Origin of the sequence: Novosphingobium sp. RL4, from assembly GCF_035658495.1 — a bacterium.
GTDB lineage: Bacteria > Pseudomonadota > Alphaproteobacteria > Sphingomonadales > Sphingomonadaceae > Novosphingobium.
In genome coordinates this window covers 1,226,985-1,241,819 of sequence record NZ_CP141944.1, presented here as the reverse complement: position 1 = coordinate 1,241,819, position 14,835 = coordinate 1,226,985, and the positions used below count along the sequence as shown (strand labels likewise).

General features: G+C 60.4%; 14 protein-coding genes. 9 read left to right on the top strand and 5 right to left on the bottom strand.

Annotated features, from left to right (window positions below; all coding sequences use genetic code 11):
- Positions 1-32: 32 nt before the first annotated feature.
- Positions 33-1,274, top strand: a complete 1,242-nt coding sequence (locus U9J33_RS06005; RefSeq protein ID WP_324698554.1) for an anaerobic sulfatase maturase — start codon at positions 33-35, stop codon at positions 1,272-1,274.
- Between the two features lie 418 nt (positions 1,275-1,692).
- Here U9J33_RS06005 and U9J33_RS06000 read toward each other — a convergent pair whose 3' ends face one another.
- From U9J33_RS06000 to U9J33_RS05990, 3 genes are all read right to left on the bottom strand, one after another.
- Positions 1,693-2,265 carry a hypothetical protein gene (locus tag U9J33_RS06000; protein WP_324698552.1) on the bottom strand — a complete coding sequence of 191 codons (573 nt, stop codon included), beginning with the start codon at positions 2,263-2,265 and terminating at the stop codon, positions 1,693-1,695.
- Entirely contained in the window at positions 2,262-2,978 is a 717-nt protein-coding gene (locus U9J33_RS05995) for a hypothetical protein (RefSeq protein WP_324698550.1), read from the bottom strand. Before U9J33_RS05995 ends, U9J33_RS06000 begins: the two co-directional genes overlap by 4 nt.
- 168 nt (positions 2,979-3,146) lie before the next feature.
- Positions 3,147-4,049 carry a hypothetical protein gene (locus U9J33_RS05990; protein ID WP_324698548.1) on the bottom strand — a complete coding sequence of 301 codons (903 nt, stop codon included), beginning with the start codon at positions 4,047-4,049 and terminating at the stop codon, positions 3,147-3,149.
- 248 nt (positions 4,050-4,297) lie between these two features.
- Here U9J33_RS05990 and hsdR point away from each other — a divergent pair, with 248 nt between their 5' ends.
- The 4 genes from hsdR to U9J33_RS05970 are packed head-to-tail and all read left to right on the top strand — an operon-like array spanning position 4,298 to position 10,310.
- On the top strand, positions 4,298-6,751 hold the full coding sequence (hsdR, locus tag U9J33_RS05985) for an EcoAI/FtnUII family type I restriction enzme subunit R (protein WP_420719866.1): 2,454 nt from the start codon (positions 4,298-4,300) through the stop codon (positions 6,749-6,751).
- Positions 6,752-6,754: 3 nt separating this feature from the next.
- Positions 6,755-8,212 (top strand): class I SAM-dependent DNA methyltransferase, encoded by a 1,458-nt coding sequence (locus U9J33_RS05980; RefSeq protein WP_324698544.1) that lies wholly within the window; start codon positions 6,755-6,757, stop codon positions 8,210-8,212.
- Positions 8,209-9,882, top strand: coding sequence for a restriction endonuclease subunit S (locus U9J33_RS05975; protein ID WP_324698542.1), 1,674 nt, complete (start codon positions 8,209-8,211; stop codon positions 9,880-9,882). The genes U9J33_RS05980 and U9J33_RS05975 overlap by 4 nt, the downstream gene beginning before the upstream one ends.
- 2 nt (positions 9,883-9,884) lie before the next feature.
- On the top strand, positions 9,885-10,310 hold the full coding sequence (locus tag U9J33_RS05970; protein ID WP_324698540.1) for a DUF6998 domain-containing protein: 426 nt from the start codon (positions 9,885-9,887) through the stop codon (positions 10,308-10,310).
- Here the strand turns inward: U9J33_RS05970 and U9J33_RS05965 are convergent.
- Both U9J33_RS05965 and U9J33_RS05960 read right to left on the bottom strand, forming a co-directional pair.
- A complete protein-coding gene (locus U9J33_RS05965; RefSeq protein ID WP_324698538.1) occupies positions 10,249-11,538 on the bottom strand; it encodes a hypothetical protein in 1,290 nt (429 codons plus the stop codon). The two genes, U9J33_RS05970 and U9J33_RS05965, sit on opposite strands and share 62 nt — an antisense overlap.
- Positions 11,535-12,122, bottom strand: a complete 588-nt coding sequence (locus U9J33_RS05960) for a hypothetical protein (RefSeq protein WP_324698536.1) — start codon at positions 12,120-12,122, stop codon at positions 11,535-11,537. The genes U9J33_RS05965 and U9J33_RS05960 overlap by 4 nt, the downstream gene beginning before the upstream one ends.
- Positions 12,123-12,427: 305 nt before the next feature.
- On the opposite strand from U9J33_RS05960, the gene U9J33_RS05955 reads away from it, so the two are divergent.
- The 4 genes from U9J33_RS05955 (at position 12,428) to U9J33_RS05940 (ending at position 14,796) form a co-directional block, all read left to right on the top strand.
- Positions 12,428-12,895, top strand: a complete 468-nt coding sequence (locus tag U9J33_RS05955; protein ID WP_324698534.1) for a hypothetical protein — start codon at positions 12,428-12,430, stop codon at positions 12,893-12,895.
- The gene (locus U9J33_RS05950) at positions 12,892-13,059 is read left to right on the top strand and encodes a hypothetical protein (protein ID WP_324698532.1); all 168 of its coding nucleotides are present in this window, start codon (positions 12,892-12,894) and stop codon (positions 13,057-13,059) included. Before U9J33_RS05955 ends, U9J33_RS05950 begins: the two co-directional genes overlap by 4 nt.
- A gap of 125 nt (positions 13,060-13,184) precedes the next feature.
- Positions 13,185-14,330, top strand: coding sequence for a site-specific integrase (locus U9J33_RS05945; protein ID WP_324698530.1), 1,146 nt, complete (start codon positions 13,185-13,187; stop codon positions 14,328-14,330).
- A 112-nt stretch (positions 14,331-14,442) separates the two neighbouring features.
- Positions 14,443-14,796, top strand: coding sequence for a helix-turn-helix domain-containing protein (locus U9J33_RS05940; RefSeq protein ID WP_324698528.1), 354 nt, complete (start codon positions 14,443-14,445; stop codon positions 14,794-14,796).
- Positions 14,797-14,835: the final 39 nt, after the last annotated feature.

Below are 14,835 nucleotides of genomic sequence, written 5' to 3'. Positions count from 1 at the left end.
GCGCATGGAGGCGCCGGGTCTGTAATGCTGCAATGAACAATCCGACGCTTGATCGTAACGCCCTGATCCCCGGATCGACCTATCGCTTCCACGCCATGGTCAAGCCGGGGGGGGCGGAGTGCAACATCGACTGTGCCTATTGCTTCTACCTCCACAAGACCGACCTGCTAGACCACCGCCCGCGCGCCCGCATGAACAGCGCCGCGCTCGAGCAGCACGTCCGCCAGTATATCGAGGCGCAAACGGGCGAGGAGGTCGTCTTCTCGTGGCAGGGCGGCGAGCCCACGCTCATGGGACTCGCCTTCTTCGAAGAGGTAGTCGCGCTCCAGCACAAGTACCGCAAGCCCGGCCAGCGGATCGAAAACGACCTTCAGACGAACGGCCTGCTGCTCGATGCCAAGTGGATCAGCTTCCTCAAGGCCAACGGTTTCCACGTCGGGCTGTCGATCGACGGTCCGAAGCACCTTCATGACCGTTTCCGCGTCACCAAGAACGGCAAGCCGACGTTCGATCTCGTCATGGCGGCTGCCACGATGCTGCGCGAGGCCGACATTCCCTTCGCGGCCCTGTGCGTCGTCAATCGCGAGAACGCGCTGCACCCGCGCGATGTCTATCGCTTCCTCGTCGACGAGATTGGCACCTGGCGCGTGCAGTTCACTCCAGCCGTGGAACCGCGCCGCTTTCGCAGCGAAGCGCCCGCCCTGCTCGCGGAACCGCCTGTGGAAGGCACCGCGCGCGCCCGGCCGGGTGCTGCCGATTCGATCGTCACGGACTGGTCGGTCGATCCCGACGACTATGGCCGCTTCCTGAGCGCCGTATGGGACGAATGGTTCGCGACCGATATCGGCCGCGTCCACGTCAACCTGTTCGAAACCGCAGTGGCCCAGGCGGCGGGAATGCCGGCGCAAATGTGTACCCAGGCCGAGTTCTGCGGCAAGGCGCTGGCGGTGGAGCATGACGGCGAAGTGTTCTCGTGCGACCACTTCGTCTATCCCGAGTACCGCATCGGCAACATCAACCAGACCCACCTCGGCAACCTCGCCTTTTCGCCCCGGCAGGAACAGTTCGCCCGCAACAAGAGCGCCAGCCTGCCCGGCAAGTGCCGCAGCTGCGAATATCTGCGGCTATGCTACGGCGAATGCCCCAAGAACCGCCTTCTCCGCACACGCAGCGGCGAAACGGGGCTCAACTACCTCTGCTCGGGCCTTTACGCCTTCTACGACCACATAGGCCCCGACCTCGTGCGCATCGTGCAGTCCCTGGGACGGATCTAGGCCGGGCTTTCCGCTGAGGCGCGACAACGCCCAGCGGAAAGCCCGCAGGCAACCCACCGCACCTCGCGAAAATGGATGAAAAAGGTGGTGAGCCCTGCTGGGTTCGAACCAGCGACCTACTGATTAAAAGCCCGGGTCGCAGCCTTTTGCAGGCGCCCGCAGATGCCCTAAGGCCACCTATTCTGCGGACTTTCGGCTCAGTCGTCTTTGCAAAATGCGCCCCTTCGCGCCTCATTGACGCGCACACACCCGCATCAACCCCGGGGGCATACGAGGGAAGCGGTGGGAAGCCTGTGGGCGCAAACCGAAGAAACGCCAACGCGATGTGTTCGCAGCAACATTCATTGCAAATCGCCTCGGCCTGCCGGTGAGGGAAGTGAGGCAACAGGCAAGGAGGTGGGTGGATAACGGCAAACCATCAAGCCATCTGCTGAACCAGTTTGACTGCACTCGCCGCAAGGCCCTTCAGGTTTTCCAAATTGAGTTCGCCTGACATCGGCAGGCTCGGGATCGAAACCATCCATCCCCCCCACGCCTTATCATCTACCCATTCGAAGCCACCCAGGTCCCCCTTAACGAAAACCCTGCTACCCTTTTCCAAGGAGAAGGCGCAGACAAGGTGCCTATCGCGAAGGCCCACGGAGGTGAGCAGTTGACGGCCTGCCACCTCATAATCCACGCGAAAGTATTGATCATTGAAGCATTCGCCGATTGAAATAACTGCATCCTCAATGTCTTCTCGTTTCCATCGCGCAGCGATTTCCATACCCCAAATCTGATTCCAAGCGATATGCATCAGTTCAACAAGGTCACATCGAACCGTCTCCGCAGCCGCCCGGGCACGGTAATAGCTAGGCAATTCGGCCCAGCTTATACCCGGTGGCAACTTGTTTGGTGAAATCGACAGAATTGCATCGACACCAGCCTCGACCGTTCTGTCAGCAAAATATGCTCGAACGCTTTCTGGAACGATTAAAGGCGAAGAGGTCATCTAATTACTCGCTCCCAGAGTATCTTACGAAATTCTACAAATGCGGGGGCGACATCGCCATTCTCAGCAAGAGATCGCTCGAAGCGCCGCAGCAACCCCTCCCAGTGAACAAAGCGCCAATCGCCATTTTTTTGGAGGTTACGCGTGGTGCCGCCATCACACCTCAGCCCAACAACGGCGAGCGCCACATTTTGGGATCGAGACGTAATACCCAGACCGTGTCCATTGCGCGCAAACTCTGCGTATTCCGCTAACGGGTTGCTTCCGCCTGTATGCCCGAATTTCAGCTCAATCACGCAGCCCCATCGCCTACCGGAAACATCTTGCGCACAGACGAGCAAATCAATGCGCCCTCCCCGCCCTGTTGGCTGATCGGCGTAAGCGCGAACACGGTAAAGCGTCTCTGGCCATCGGACCTCAGTATCCAACGCCTTGAGAAAGGCTAGCATGCGGTTCGGATTGCAACCGTCCAAGAAATGCGCAAGCCCTTTCGCCGCCTGCACCTCAGTCATATCCAGCCAAGGAATGCCCGGTTCGCTAAGTGGGTGGCCGGCCTGCTCGCTTTTGCCGAAGAAGCTGGTGAGGGCGGCCTGCGATGGCTTTGTCCTTGCGGCAAGTTCTTCAAATCCGCTCGCTCGCATCCAAGCATGAATACGCACGCCAACGTCACGCCCGAATCCTCCGAGGTCCTCACCTGAGTAACGGCGTTCCATCTCTGCAAGCGCTGGAAGAGCCAAACGCAATGCATTTATCTGATCCTGTTGTCGCACTCGGGCTCCAATTGCCAATGCGGTTTACTTTAACTGAGGCTACAGCGACTGTGCGATCACGCCCCCTGGTCGATCTGGACCGCCATCGATCGGGTGCCCCCTACCTGCCAATCAGCATGATGCGATGTCGACCTCTTCCCGAAGCTGAATGTGCCGCACCCGGACCTTTTCCAGCTGCGCCGAAACATCGTCAGGAGGCCCGGCGACGCATGAGAATGCCTCATAGTCATCCGGCGTGTCGAATTCTCCCAGCCCACGCTCGGCTCGCACGGCCTTGTCCCAACGCTCCAGAGCGCTACTGACTTGATCGTAGCCTGCGGAGTAGTGGATGCCGAGGAATTGGTTTGAACGTGACCCCGGGTAGGACAAGTCCACCGTAGGGTCCGCTGCATTGCCACAGCCTGAGAGACAACTGGCGATGTAGGTTCCTGAAGGCTGCTTCCTGTGGATCTGGCCATAGGTTGTCGATGGGGTGATTTTCACACCCTGGACGGTTGGTTGGCAACTCGCTGTGACGTCTGCGTCAATGCTGCTGACGGCATTCCCCTCGACCCCGTAGTCCACGCGGCAACCGCTTACTTCGAAAATGAGTTGGTGCTTCGTCTTCACCTTGGGAACGCCAAGACGTTGCTCCAAGTACGCTGGATTGGTTCCAATGGCCTCCGGTGAAACGGCAAACTGCAATGCCACGGCAGCACTGTCGCCGCCCGCCTCGCCTGCCTTCACAGCTTCGGCCAGACCGGTCTCGCCCGAATCACCAGCTACTGCGCTTGACGATGCCGTCGGCGCGGAAGAGGAAATCGCGCTTGGCGAGCCATGGCCCATTGCGACAATGGCGCCGCCGATCACTACTGCCCCCACTCCAGCTGCGGCGACAAACAGTCGCCAGCGCCCAGAGCCGCCTTGGTTCTCCCCTGAAATCAGCTTCTGCTTTTCTATCTCGAATTCAGCATCGGTCAGTGCCCCGCCTTCCCGCAGGCTCTGCAGCCGCTCCAATTGTTCGATATTACTCACCTGTCCCCCGTGTGATTCAGGCCAAAGGCCACAACTCACTGTGCTATAGGGAGATTTACCTAAATCTGGATGAAGTTTTTGGAGGGTGCGCACAGCAAGGTTCGGGATGGGAGGAAATTCCTCAACCTCCTCAACAGACTTCTCCTACAGGGTCATTTAGCATGCACAGTTTCGGACCGTCATGAACGGCTGGCAATTGCCTCCGTGTGCTTCTACCTCTTTGATGCGACTGGGGGTTTTCGGAATCGATGAGCAAGCGCACTCTGAGCGAACGGGACGTCTGCACCAAGTTCATCACCCCTGCCCTGCGCAATGCCGGCTGGGACGAGATGCTGCAGATCCGTGAGGAGGTCAGCTTCACCAAGGGCCGGATCATCGTGCGCGGCAAGCTGGTGACGCGAGGCCAAGGCAAGCGCGCGGACTACATCCTGTACCACAAGCCGAACCTGCCCATCGCTATCATCGAGGCCAAGGACAAGACGCATAGCGTTGGCGACGGCATGCAACAGGCGCTCGACTACGCCGAGACCCTCGACATTCCCTTCGTCTTCTCGTCCAACGGCGAAGGCTTCGTCTTCCACGACCGCAGCTCCCCCACCGGCGCCGGCGAAGTCACCCTCGGATTGAACGAATTCCCCTCCCCCGACGACCTTTGGCAACGCTACCTCTCATGGAAGGGTCTATCCCCCGAGGCCGAGGAGGTGGTGCTCCAGGACTACTACGACGACGGGAGCGGCAAAACGCCGCGCTACTATCAGGTCAATGCGGTCAACGCTGCCATCGAGGCTATTGCAAAGGGGGACAACCGCGTCCTTCTCGTCATGGCAACTGGCACGGGTAAGACCTACACGGCATTCCAGATCATCTGGCGCCTGTGGAAGGCGAAGCGCAAGAAGCGCATCCTGTTCCTTGCCGACCGCAATATCCTCGTCGACCAGACCATGGTGAACGACTTCCGGCCATTCGGTGCCGCCATGGCGAAACTGTCGTCTAAATCCAAGACGATCGAGCGAGCCGATGGAAGCACCACCGATGTTGCGCTGGCCGTCGACAAGAAGCGTCGCGTCGATACCGCCTATGAGATCTACCTCGGCCTGTACCAGGCCATCACAGGCCCGGACGACCGGCAGAAGCTCTACCGCGAATTCTCGCCGGACTTCTTCGACCTCATCGTCATCGACGAATGCCATCGCGGCAGCGCGGCCGAGGACTCGGCATGGCGGGAAATCCTGGACTACTTCTCGGACGCCACCCAGATCGGCCTCACGGCCACGCCGAAGGAAACCAAGTACGAATCCAACATCGGCTACTTCGGCAAGCCAGCGTACACCTACTCCCTGAAGCAAGGCATCCGCGACGGCTTCCTTGCGCCCTACAAGGTCATCAAGGTCCACATCGACCACGACGTGTCAGGCTACCGGCCGGAGAAGGGCCAACTCGACCGGGACGGTGAGGAGGTCGAGGATCGCCTCTACAATACCAAGGACTTCGACCGAAATCTGGTCATCGACGACCGCACTCGCATCGTGGCCAAAAAGGTCACCGAGTTCCTCAAGGAAAGCGGCGACCGGATGCAGAAGACGATCGTGTTCTGCGTCGATCAGGAACACGCGGCTCGGATGCGCCAAGCCCTCATCAACGAGAATCAGGACCTCGTCGCCAAGAACCACCGCTATGTCATGCGCATCACCGGCAACGATCCGGAGGGACAGGCCGAGCTTGGCAACTTCATTGACCCCGAGGTCGCTTACCCCGTGGTCGCCACGACCTCGCGCCTTCTGTCCACCGGAGTGGATGCCCAGACCTGCCGTCTGATCGTGCTCGACCGCGAGGTTGGGTCCATGACCGAATTCAAGCAGATCGTCGGCCGCGGCACCCGTGTGCACGAGGACACCCACAAGTACTATTTCACCCTCATGGATTTCCGCGGTGCGACCAACCACTTCGCCGATCCCGACTTCGACGGCGAGCCCGTACAGATCTATGAACCGGGCGACAACGACCCGATCGTGCCCCCGGATGACGAACCGCCCATCGACGACAATGGCAACCCGCTGCCAGACGAGCCCGGCGAGGACGAGGTGATCGTCGACAGGCCGGACGTGACCTTCGATCCGGACGACTTCAAGAAGAAGTCCAGGAAGGTCTACGTCGATGGAATCGGCGCCACCATTGTGGCCGAGCGTGTTGAGTACCTCGACGAGAACGGCAAGCTGGTCACCGAATCCCTGCGCGACTTCACCAAGAAGGCCCTGCGTCGGCATTTCGCCAGCCTCGACGATTTCCTGCGCCGCTGGCAAGGAACCGAGCGCAAGCAGGCCATCCTGGACGAACTGGAAGCCGAGGGCCTGTCGCTGGAAATCATTGCTGAAGAGCTCGGCAAGGACCTCGATCCCTTCGACCTCATCTGCCACGTCGCCTTCGACGCCAAGCCGCTCACCCGCCGCCAGCGTGTTGACAATGTGCGCCGCCGCGACGTGTTCGGAAAATATGGGGATCAGGCCCGTTCAGTTCTTGATGCCTTGCTGGCGAAGTATCAGGACGAGGGCGTCATCAACCTCGACGACACCAACGTGCTGCGCATCTCGCCCTTCACCAATCTCGGAACGCCGCTCCAGCTCATCAAGGCGTTTGGCGGCCGTGAAGGTTTCGAGCATGCCGTGCACGAGCTCCAAGCCGAACTCTATCAGGAAACTGCCTAGTCCATGTCCGTCCGCACTCTCGTCAAATCCATCCAGGACATCATGCGCAAGGACAGCGGCGTCGACGGCGACGCCCAGCGCATCAGCCAGCTCTGCTGGCTGTTCTTCCTGAAGATCATCGACGATCAGGATCAGGAGCTGGAACTCATGCGAGCCGGCTATCAGTCGCCGGTGCCGGAGAATTTCCAGTGGCGCACATGGGCTGCCGATCCTGAGGGCCTGACCGGCGAAGACCTGCTCGCCTTTGTCAACGACGAGCTCTTCCCGGCCATGAAGGGCCTTCAGCCCACCGGCCAGAAGGGTGACCGCCGCGTCGTCGTGCGCGACGTGTTCGAGGATGCCTTCAACTACATGAAGTCCGGCCAACTGCTGCGGCAGGTGGTCAACAAGATCAACGATGTCGACTTCAACGACCTGTCCGAGCGCCAGCATTTCGGCGACGTCTACGAGCAGCTTCTGAACGACCTCCAATCGGCCGGCAACTCGGGCGAGTACTACACGCCCCGCGCCGTCACCGCCTTCATGGTAGATCGAATCGATCCAAAGCCCGGTGAGGTCCTGTTCGACCCCGCCTGCGGTACCGGCGGCTTCCTCACCTGCTCGATCCGCCACATGCGCGACAAGCATGTGAAGCGCCCAGAGGACGAGGCGCTCATGCAATCGGGCCTGCGCGCTGTCGAAAAGAAGCCGCTGCCGCACATGCTCTGCGTCACCAACATGCTGCTGCACGGCGTGGAGGATGCCAGCTTCGTCCGGCACGACAACACGCTGGCCCGCCCCTACATCAGCTGGGAGCAGAAGGACCGCGTCGACGTGGTCCTCTCCAACCCGCCCTTCGGCGGCAAGGAGGAAGACGGCATCGAGTCCAACTTCCCGCCCCAGTTCCGCACGCGCGAGACAGCTGACCTGTTCCTGGCCCTCATCATCCGTCTGCTGCGCAAGGGCGGTGTCGCCGCCGTGGTCCTTCCCGACGGCTCGCTCTTCGGCGAAGGCGTAAAAACACGCTTGAAGGAGCATCTCCTGGAAGAGTGCAACCTGCACACCATTGTCCGCCTGCCCAACAGCGTCTTCAGGCCCTATGCCTCCATTGGCACCAACCTGCTCTTCTTCGAAAAGGGCGAGCCGACCAAGGAGGTCTGGTACTTCGAGCATCAGGTGCCTGCCGGCCGGAAGGCCTACTCCATGAACAAGCCTATCCGGCTGGAGCATTTCCAGCCTTGCATGGACTGGTGGGGCGGGGCCAACCGCGAAGGGCGCGTCGAAGGCCCGCAGGCGTGGAAGGTCAGCATCGAGGACATCAAGACCCGCGGCTACAATCTCGACATCAAGAACCCGCACAGCGAGGCAGTAGACCATGGCGACCCCGAGGAACTGCTCCAGCGACTCGACACGGTAGAAGAAGAAACGGCAAACCTGCGTGACCAGTTGAGGGCCATTCTTGCCGAGGCGCTGGCACGATGAAACAGGACGCACTTGCCCACCTGTTTGCAAAAATCGGCGATGCTCCGGAATGCGTCGCGCGATTGCGCCAAATTGTCGTCGCGCTGGCCATCACCGGAAAACTCGGCTTGGTGGATTCCACATCGAACCCAAGCGACATCCTAGCCAAAGTCGAGGAAGTAAAGACAAAGCTAGCAGCACTGCGCGCGATTCCTAAACCGAAGAAGCTAGCGCCTGTCACCGAGGAAGACCTTCCTGCATCGTTCCAAGATGCCAGTTGCTTCGCCTCCCTTGGCACTGTTGCGCGCATCGAGAAGGGACTTACTGGCATCAAGGATGCCCCCTCAGGCCCGTTCCCACTTGTCGTCACGGCAGCAGAACGTGGCAACTGCGATCATTTCGATTTCGAAGGCGCAGCGGCGATCATCCCGCTTGTTTCCTCAACTGGGCACGGGCACGCCAGTATTAACCGCTTGCATTATCAGGACGGAAAATTCGCACTGGGCTCCATTCTGGCAGCGGTGTTGCCATACGACCCAGCACAGGTGTCCGCTCGTTTCCTCTTTGAATACCTTTCAGCGTTCAAAGACGAGTTGCTGGTGGCGCGCATGACCGGCAGTGCCAACGTGACTCTGTCCATCGGCCGCATCGCGGAAGTTCCCGTGCCACTTGTCTGCCCTGCCGTGCAGAGGACGGTCGACGAACTCATGGCGCTGTGCGACCGGCTGGAAGAGGCGCGCAAGGAGCGGGAAGCCGCCCGCGACCGCATGACAGCGGCCAGCCTCGCCCGCCTGAACGCACCCGTTCCCGATCTGGCCACCTTCACCACTCACGCCCGCTTCGCGCTCGATAACCTCCCCGCCCTCACCACCCGCGCCGACCAGATCAAGCAACTGCGCCAGACGATTCTGAACCTCGCCGTGCGTGGCAAGCTGGTGGAGCAGGATAAAGCTCATGAGCCGGCATCTCTCCTGCTCCGCGACATTTTGTCAGAGCCTTGGGTCAAGCAAAGAGAAAACGTTCACTTACCTGACTTGGCGGACGATTCCGATTGCCCGTTTTCGCTGCCGACCGGATGGGTTTGGGCATCAGTAGAGTCACTGGTTAGGCCCAATGAAACGGTGACATACGGCATTCTTAAGCCCGTGTGGGTCGAGCATGGCATCCCCACAGTACGCGTAACAGAAATGAAAACTGGATATATTTCAGTAGAATGCTTGCCAAAGTGTGACCCTCAGCGGGCTAAGAAATTTGGGAAGACATCCCTAATCCCTGGCGATCTGCTGATTTCGAAAGATGGAACAATCGGCAAAACGGCATTTGTCCCGCCTGAACTTGCCGGTGGAAACATCACGCAGCATGTGTTGAGATTTCCAATCACGAGCTTGGTAGACAGGCATTTCGTGCGATTGGCCATTGACGCTCCATTCTGCCAATCTTGGATGGCAGGGGAGACCAAGGGTGTCGCACTACAAGGTGTTAATGTCGGCGATTTTCGCCGCATGCCGATCCCCTTGCCCCCACTCGCCGAACAGCGCCGCATCGTCGCCAAAGCGAATGAACTCATGGCGCTGTGCGGCCGGCTCGAAGCCAGCCTTGCCACCGGCGACGAAACTCGCCAGCGCCTACTCGAAGCTATCCTGCACGAAGCGCTCGAACCGGCGGAAGCGCGGGAACTGGAACTCGCATAACGATGCCTGAAGTCGACTGGGCAGAGGTTCGAAACCTGCTCGACTCCCTCTACGGTTCCGCCGAGCCCCTTGAAACCCTGTTCCCCGGCCGCAAGTTCACGCTCGACGGGCACCTCGTCGGCAGCATCGGAGAGGTCATCGCCGCCTATATGTTTGTCCTCACCCTGAATCCCGCGTCGACCATGGCACACGACGCGCTGTGCGCCGCCGCCAGCACACCTGACGGTGCTCGTCGTCGTCCGCGGCCCCTCTTATCGACTAGGCAAGGGCGCATTCCCCGCTCCTACAGGACAATTCGTCCCGCGAAATTGACGGCATCCCCTTCTCTACTTTTTTCCTTTCTTCCCTTCAGTCCTTCTCACTTTCTCAGAAACCGAAATCTTCCCCGACATCCAAGAGCAATCCAGCTCGACCGTATTCGGGCTTAAGCACGTAAATCCCTTGAGGATTTCCTGTACTGAGTGGGCCATCCTGCCCACAGAGTTGGTCCAGGACCTGACGGACCTTCATGCCTTTGCGCAGGCCCTTTGCAGACGCGACGCCGCTACGGATGATCTCATCATACACGCGCTTGGCTTCTGCCGCCGCGACCTCATTTGGACGATAGCCCTCAGCCAACGACTGTCGGCCAGCGACGAGAAGGAGCGGCTGCAATTTAAGGGCGAGATCGGCGGCGGAGTACACGCCTTGCGCAAGTACCCTGACGTGATCCAGCGCCACGCAGCATAGCGCTCCTGCGGAGTTGTAGAATTCAACGAAGATTTCCTCGATCCCATCGTCCGTACATTCGACGCTGCCTCGGCCGATGACCGATGCGATGTCGTCCCGCGATCCGCACGAGAGCTCGACCCGCAAGAGCTGGGATGCTTTGGGATAGATCTTGTAGGCCTCCCCGTTCTCCTTGGGCAGCCAATGGGCCACCGGGAGGCGGTTCTGGTAGAGCCGAGTGCGGTAAAAGTCATGCTCGGCGATACTCGTGCCGGCGACTGGCGAACGGGTAGCGGCGTGGGTAATCGCTATCGGGTCTTCGCAGGCCATGTCGTGGCAGACCTCCGCCGCGCGTAGCCACATCTCGCTCCCGAGCAGCACAGCACAAGGCGGCAGCCCGGAAGCGATGGCCGCGCAAAGCTTGCTGACGACCTGCCGGGCGAACTCCAACTGATGCTCGCATGCCACGTCAGGCACCGCTTCCGTGGGCCCTACCAAGTTACGCTTCCGATCCGAGCTGACGAGGTTGTCTGGCACGGCAAACCCCTCGCGCAGCGGCAGGAGCAGGTTGAAGCGCACCGAACTGCGGCGCGTCACGATCAGGACGCCATCGGGCCTGACCGCGAGATATAGCTCCGCGGTTGCCTTTCCGACTTCGACGCCATCGGCATTTTCCATCGGCAAGCGAAGAGTGACGCACCCCTTGCTGAGATCACGCGCATTGGCTCGGTAAATCCCGTTTGAGGCGAGTTTGGTCCTGAAACTCTGTGAAGGATCGATGCCCGCGCCAGCAAAGCGAAATTCCACGCCTAGCTCCACGCGGTCGAACAGCACAAGATCGCCGCCCTCGGCCGAACCATGCTCGACGATTGTAGAGTTACTATCCATTGATATCTCGAATGTCAGTCGGTGCTGGCGAAGGAAGCCAGCACCGAAATCGTCAATCATATGCCCAACATAGCCGACGTTAAGGCCCAGTTTTTGATCATATGAACGAAAAGCGCGCCCCAATGGCTGTCCCAGGTCAGGGCTTCTCCACCATACCACGGCAGTCGATACTTCGGAATGAAGCCGGAGATATCTTTCTCATCGAGTTTTTCTAATCGTCGAATTTCTTCGGGGGTAAAGTCCCCCCATTCGATGGCAAAATCATAGCCCATGTCAGGTCCATCGCACAGTTGAGGGCACCTCGGGTCCAACGGAATGTACTTGACGCCCGGAAGCGCAATCTTCGGCGGGATCACAAACTTGTGACAGAATTTGGCATAGGCAAACCCACCCGCGTCATCATCGGCAATCATTCCATCAAGCCATTCTTCGTAGCCATGATCGTCATTCGGGAAGCTGTTTTTGAACGAAGTTGGAAACTGCGCCTCAAAGTCATCGCGCGAACGTTGGACGCGAACGTCCCAGTTGAGTGAGAAGAAGACACAAGGAAAACCTTCGTTAATGAAGGCGAAATCATCGCGATCATCGGGAAACATCAGCTCCGAGTTGGTAAGATCATTGGCACAACCTTGATGAAAGATCATTCTAAATCCCTCTCTGTTTTACCGCCTTCTTGCGGAGAGGGTTCTCCTACTACTCAGATTTTCTAGGCTGCCAACAGCACTTGCATTCGTGCTGGACGAGGGGTTTCCCGGCACCCAAGGCTGAGAGGCATCCTTCGCGTGCCCCGACCCGCCCGCAATTTTGGGGCCGGCTCCGGAAAATTTTTTGCTGAATGGCGTTTTCCCTGCCCGTGAGGATTGTTTGGTGCAATTTTGCAACAGAAGTTGAACCGAGCCCATCCTTCAAGAGATCCAGCTACCGAATCTGCCTGTCCAGTCGCTCTCATATGATTCGTCCGCATTCACCTGCGGAGAACATCATGAAATCCTTCGATACCCTTGCCACCATGGCGGCTTACCTGCCCGCCGAAGCCTGCGCGCAGATGCGCGCCATTATCGCGGAATTCCCGGACCACTGGGACCATCCCGACATCGAGCAGGTGAGCTTCACCCTACTCATCGACAGCCCGGTTTTCCTCGTGGAGACTGTCGAGGACCTCGTACAGGTGCGCTCGCTCGACGAGGATGAGGACCAACGCCTTTCCCTTCTCCAAGCCGCATCCGGGTGGTTCGACGTTGCGGAGTGGCGATGCGACAAAGCCTACGCCGTATTTTGCGCCATCGACAGCACCAACGGCGGCGCGAAATTCTATGTCCCGCGCTCGATAGCTGATCGCGTCCCCCACGTTGCCGAGAGCATTCGCCTGAAGGCCGAAATGGACGATAGCGCCTTTCCGTTCGGAGGCCACGCATGAACCCGCTGGCGATGGGACTGCTGGGGGACATCCTTAGTGTCCGCAAGACTACAAGCGCATCCGGGACCAAGAGCGCGGCAGCAACCGTCAAAGTGCCGGTGCCGGGTAAAGCCGGCACCGACATCAATCTGGTGAAGGTCGTGGTCAACCTGAACTGGCGCTAGAGCAGCGCGCACAGACGCGCGCGCACGTACTGTTCCGGCCCTTTTGCGGAAAAAAGGCCCGCAATAGCCCATTGCGGCCCGCGATGATCGCCCGCCGCCGATAATCCTACATCGGAGAACCAAAAATGCCCGCAATCACGCGCGGGCTTGCGACGAACCCGCCGGCCGTGCCGGACGGGAAGGCAAAGCTGCGCCTGTTCGACGACAAGCTCACCGGCTTCATCATGGAGGTCCGGACCTCCGGGGCCGTCACCTTCTACGTGCGCTACCGCGACGCCCGCAATCGCCAACGCGAGGTGCGCCTTGGCAAGCTGGGCGACATCACCGTGGAGCAGGCGCGACGCCGGGCTCAGGAGCTACGCGCCGAGGCCTCGCTCGGCGGGGACCCCGCCGGGGACCGTGACCGCCTGCGGGCGGTCCCCACCTTCGCCAAGTTCGTCGAGGAGCGTTACCTGCCTTTTGCCAAGGAAAGGCTGCGCTCCTACGCCGATCACGAAGGCTTCTTCCGCCTGCGCCTCAAGGCTCTCTGGGGCAACCGCTCCCTGGACGAAATCCGACCGCAGGACGTCGCCGACCTGCAGGACCGCCTGCGCCGCGCTGGCCTGTCCAACGCCACCGTCAACCGCTACGTCGCCTTCGTGCGGCGGGTCTTCAACCTCGCGCTGCGCTGGGAGGCCTATGAGGGCCGCAACCCGGCCCAACACGCCGAGATGCGGCGCGAACACAATCGCGAACGCTTCCTCACCGAAACCGAACTCCGCGCGCTTTTCATGGCGTTGCGCGATGAGCCCAACAAATCGGCCGCCCACGCCCTCGCCTTCCTCGCTGCGACCGGCGCGCGGCGCGGCGAGGCGCTGGGCGCCAAGTGGGAACACATCGACTACGAACGGCGCCTCTGGACCGTCCCCGTGTCCAAGAGCGGCAAGCGGCGCCACATCCCGCTTTCGGATGCCGCGCTCGCCATCCTCGAACGCCAGCGCCCTCAGGCACCGGGGCTATTCATCTTTCCCGGTGCCGACCCGGACAAGGCGCTCGGTGATCCCACCAAGGCATGGCGTCGGGCCAAGAAGCTCGCCGGACTGGACGCGGGCCTGCGCATCCATGACCTGCGCCACACCTTCGCCTCGACGCTGGTTGGCAAGGGCCGCAGCCTCCACGAGGTTGGCACCCTGCTCGGCCATAGCCAGATCAGCATGACCATGCGCTACGCGCACCTCGCACCCGCAAGGCTCATCGAGGCGGCCAACGAGGCTGTGCCCGTCCTGATGTGAGCATCCAATCTGGTGAGCCAGGAGGCAAACCGTCCCACACGATCAGCCAACCTGCGGCCCTGCGGACTTGTCCCGGGGCCGTTTTCTTTTTTCCGCACGACACCGAGGAACCATGATGCTGAAACCGAACCTGCGCCGCTCGCTTCGCGCCGTACAACCCTCAGTCAGGGCCGACCGCCCCGAACCGCGCCCTGCCCCCAACGAAACATCGACGCAACTCCGCCCCGAGGTTTTGGACGCCGCGCTCGCGCCGCTCATCGCCGATCCGGCCGTGACTGTTCCCGCCCTGCTCACCCCGACACAGACCGCCGAGGTTCTGGGCGTTGGCATCAAAACCCTCGAACGCTGGCGCTCGATCGGCGAAGGGCCGCGCTTCGTGAAGCTGTCCCCCGGCACGGTGCGCTACCGCGCCGTAGACCTGAACACCTTCGTTGCCGAGCGCATCAAGAGCAACACGTTGCAGTAGGCCCCGGCGCCGCCGCCGACTGGAGGCAAAAGTATGTCC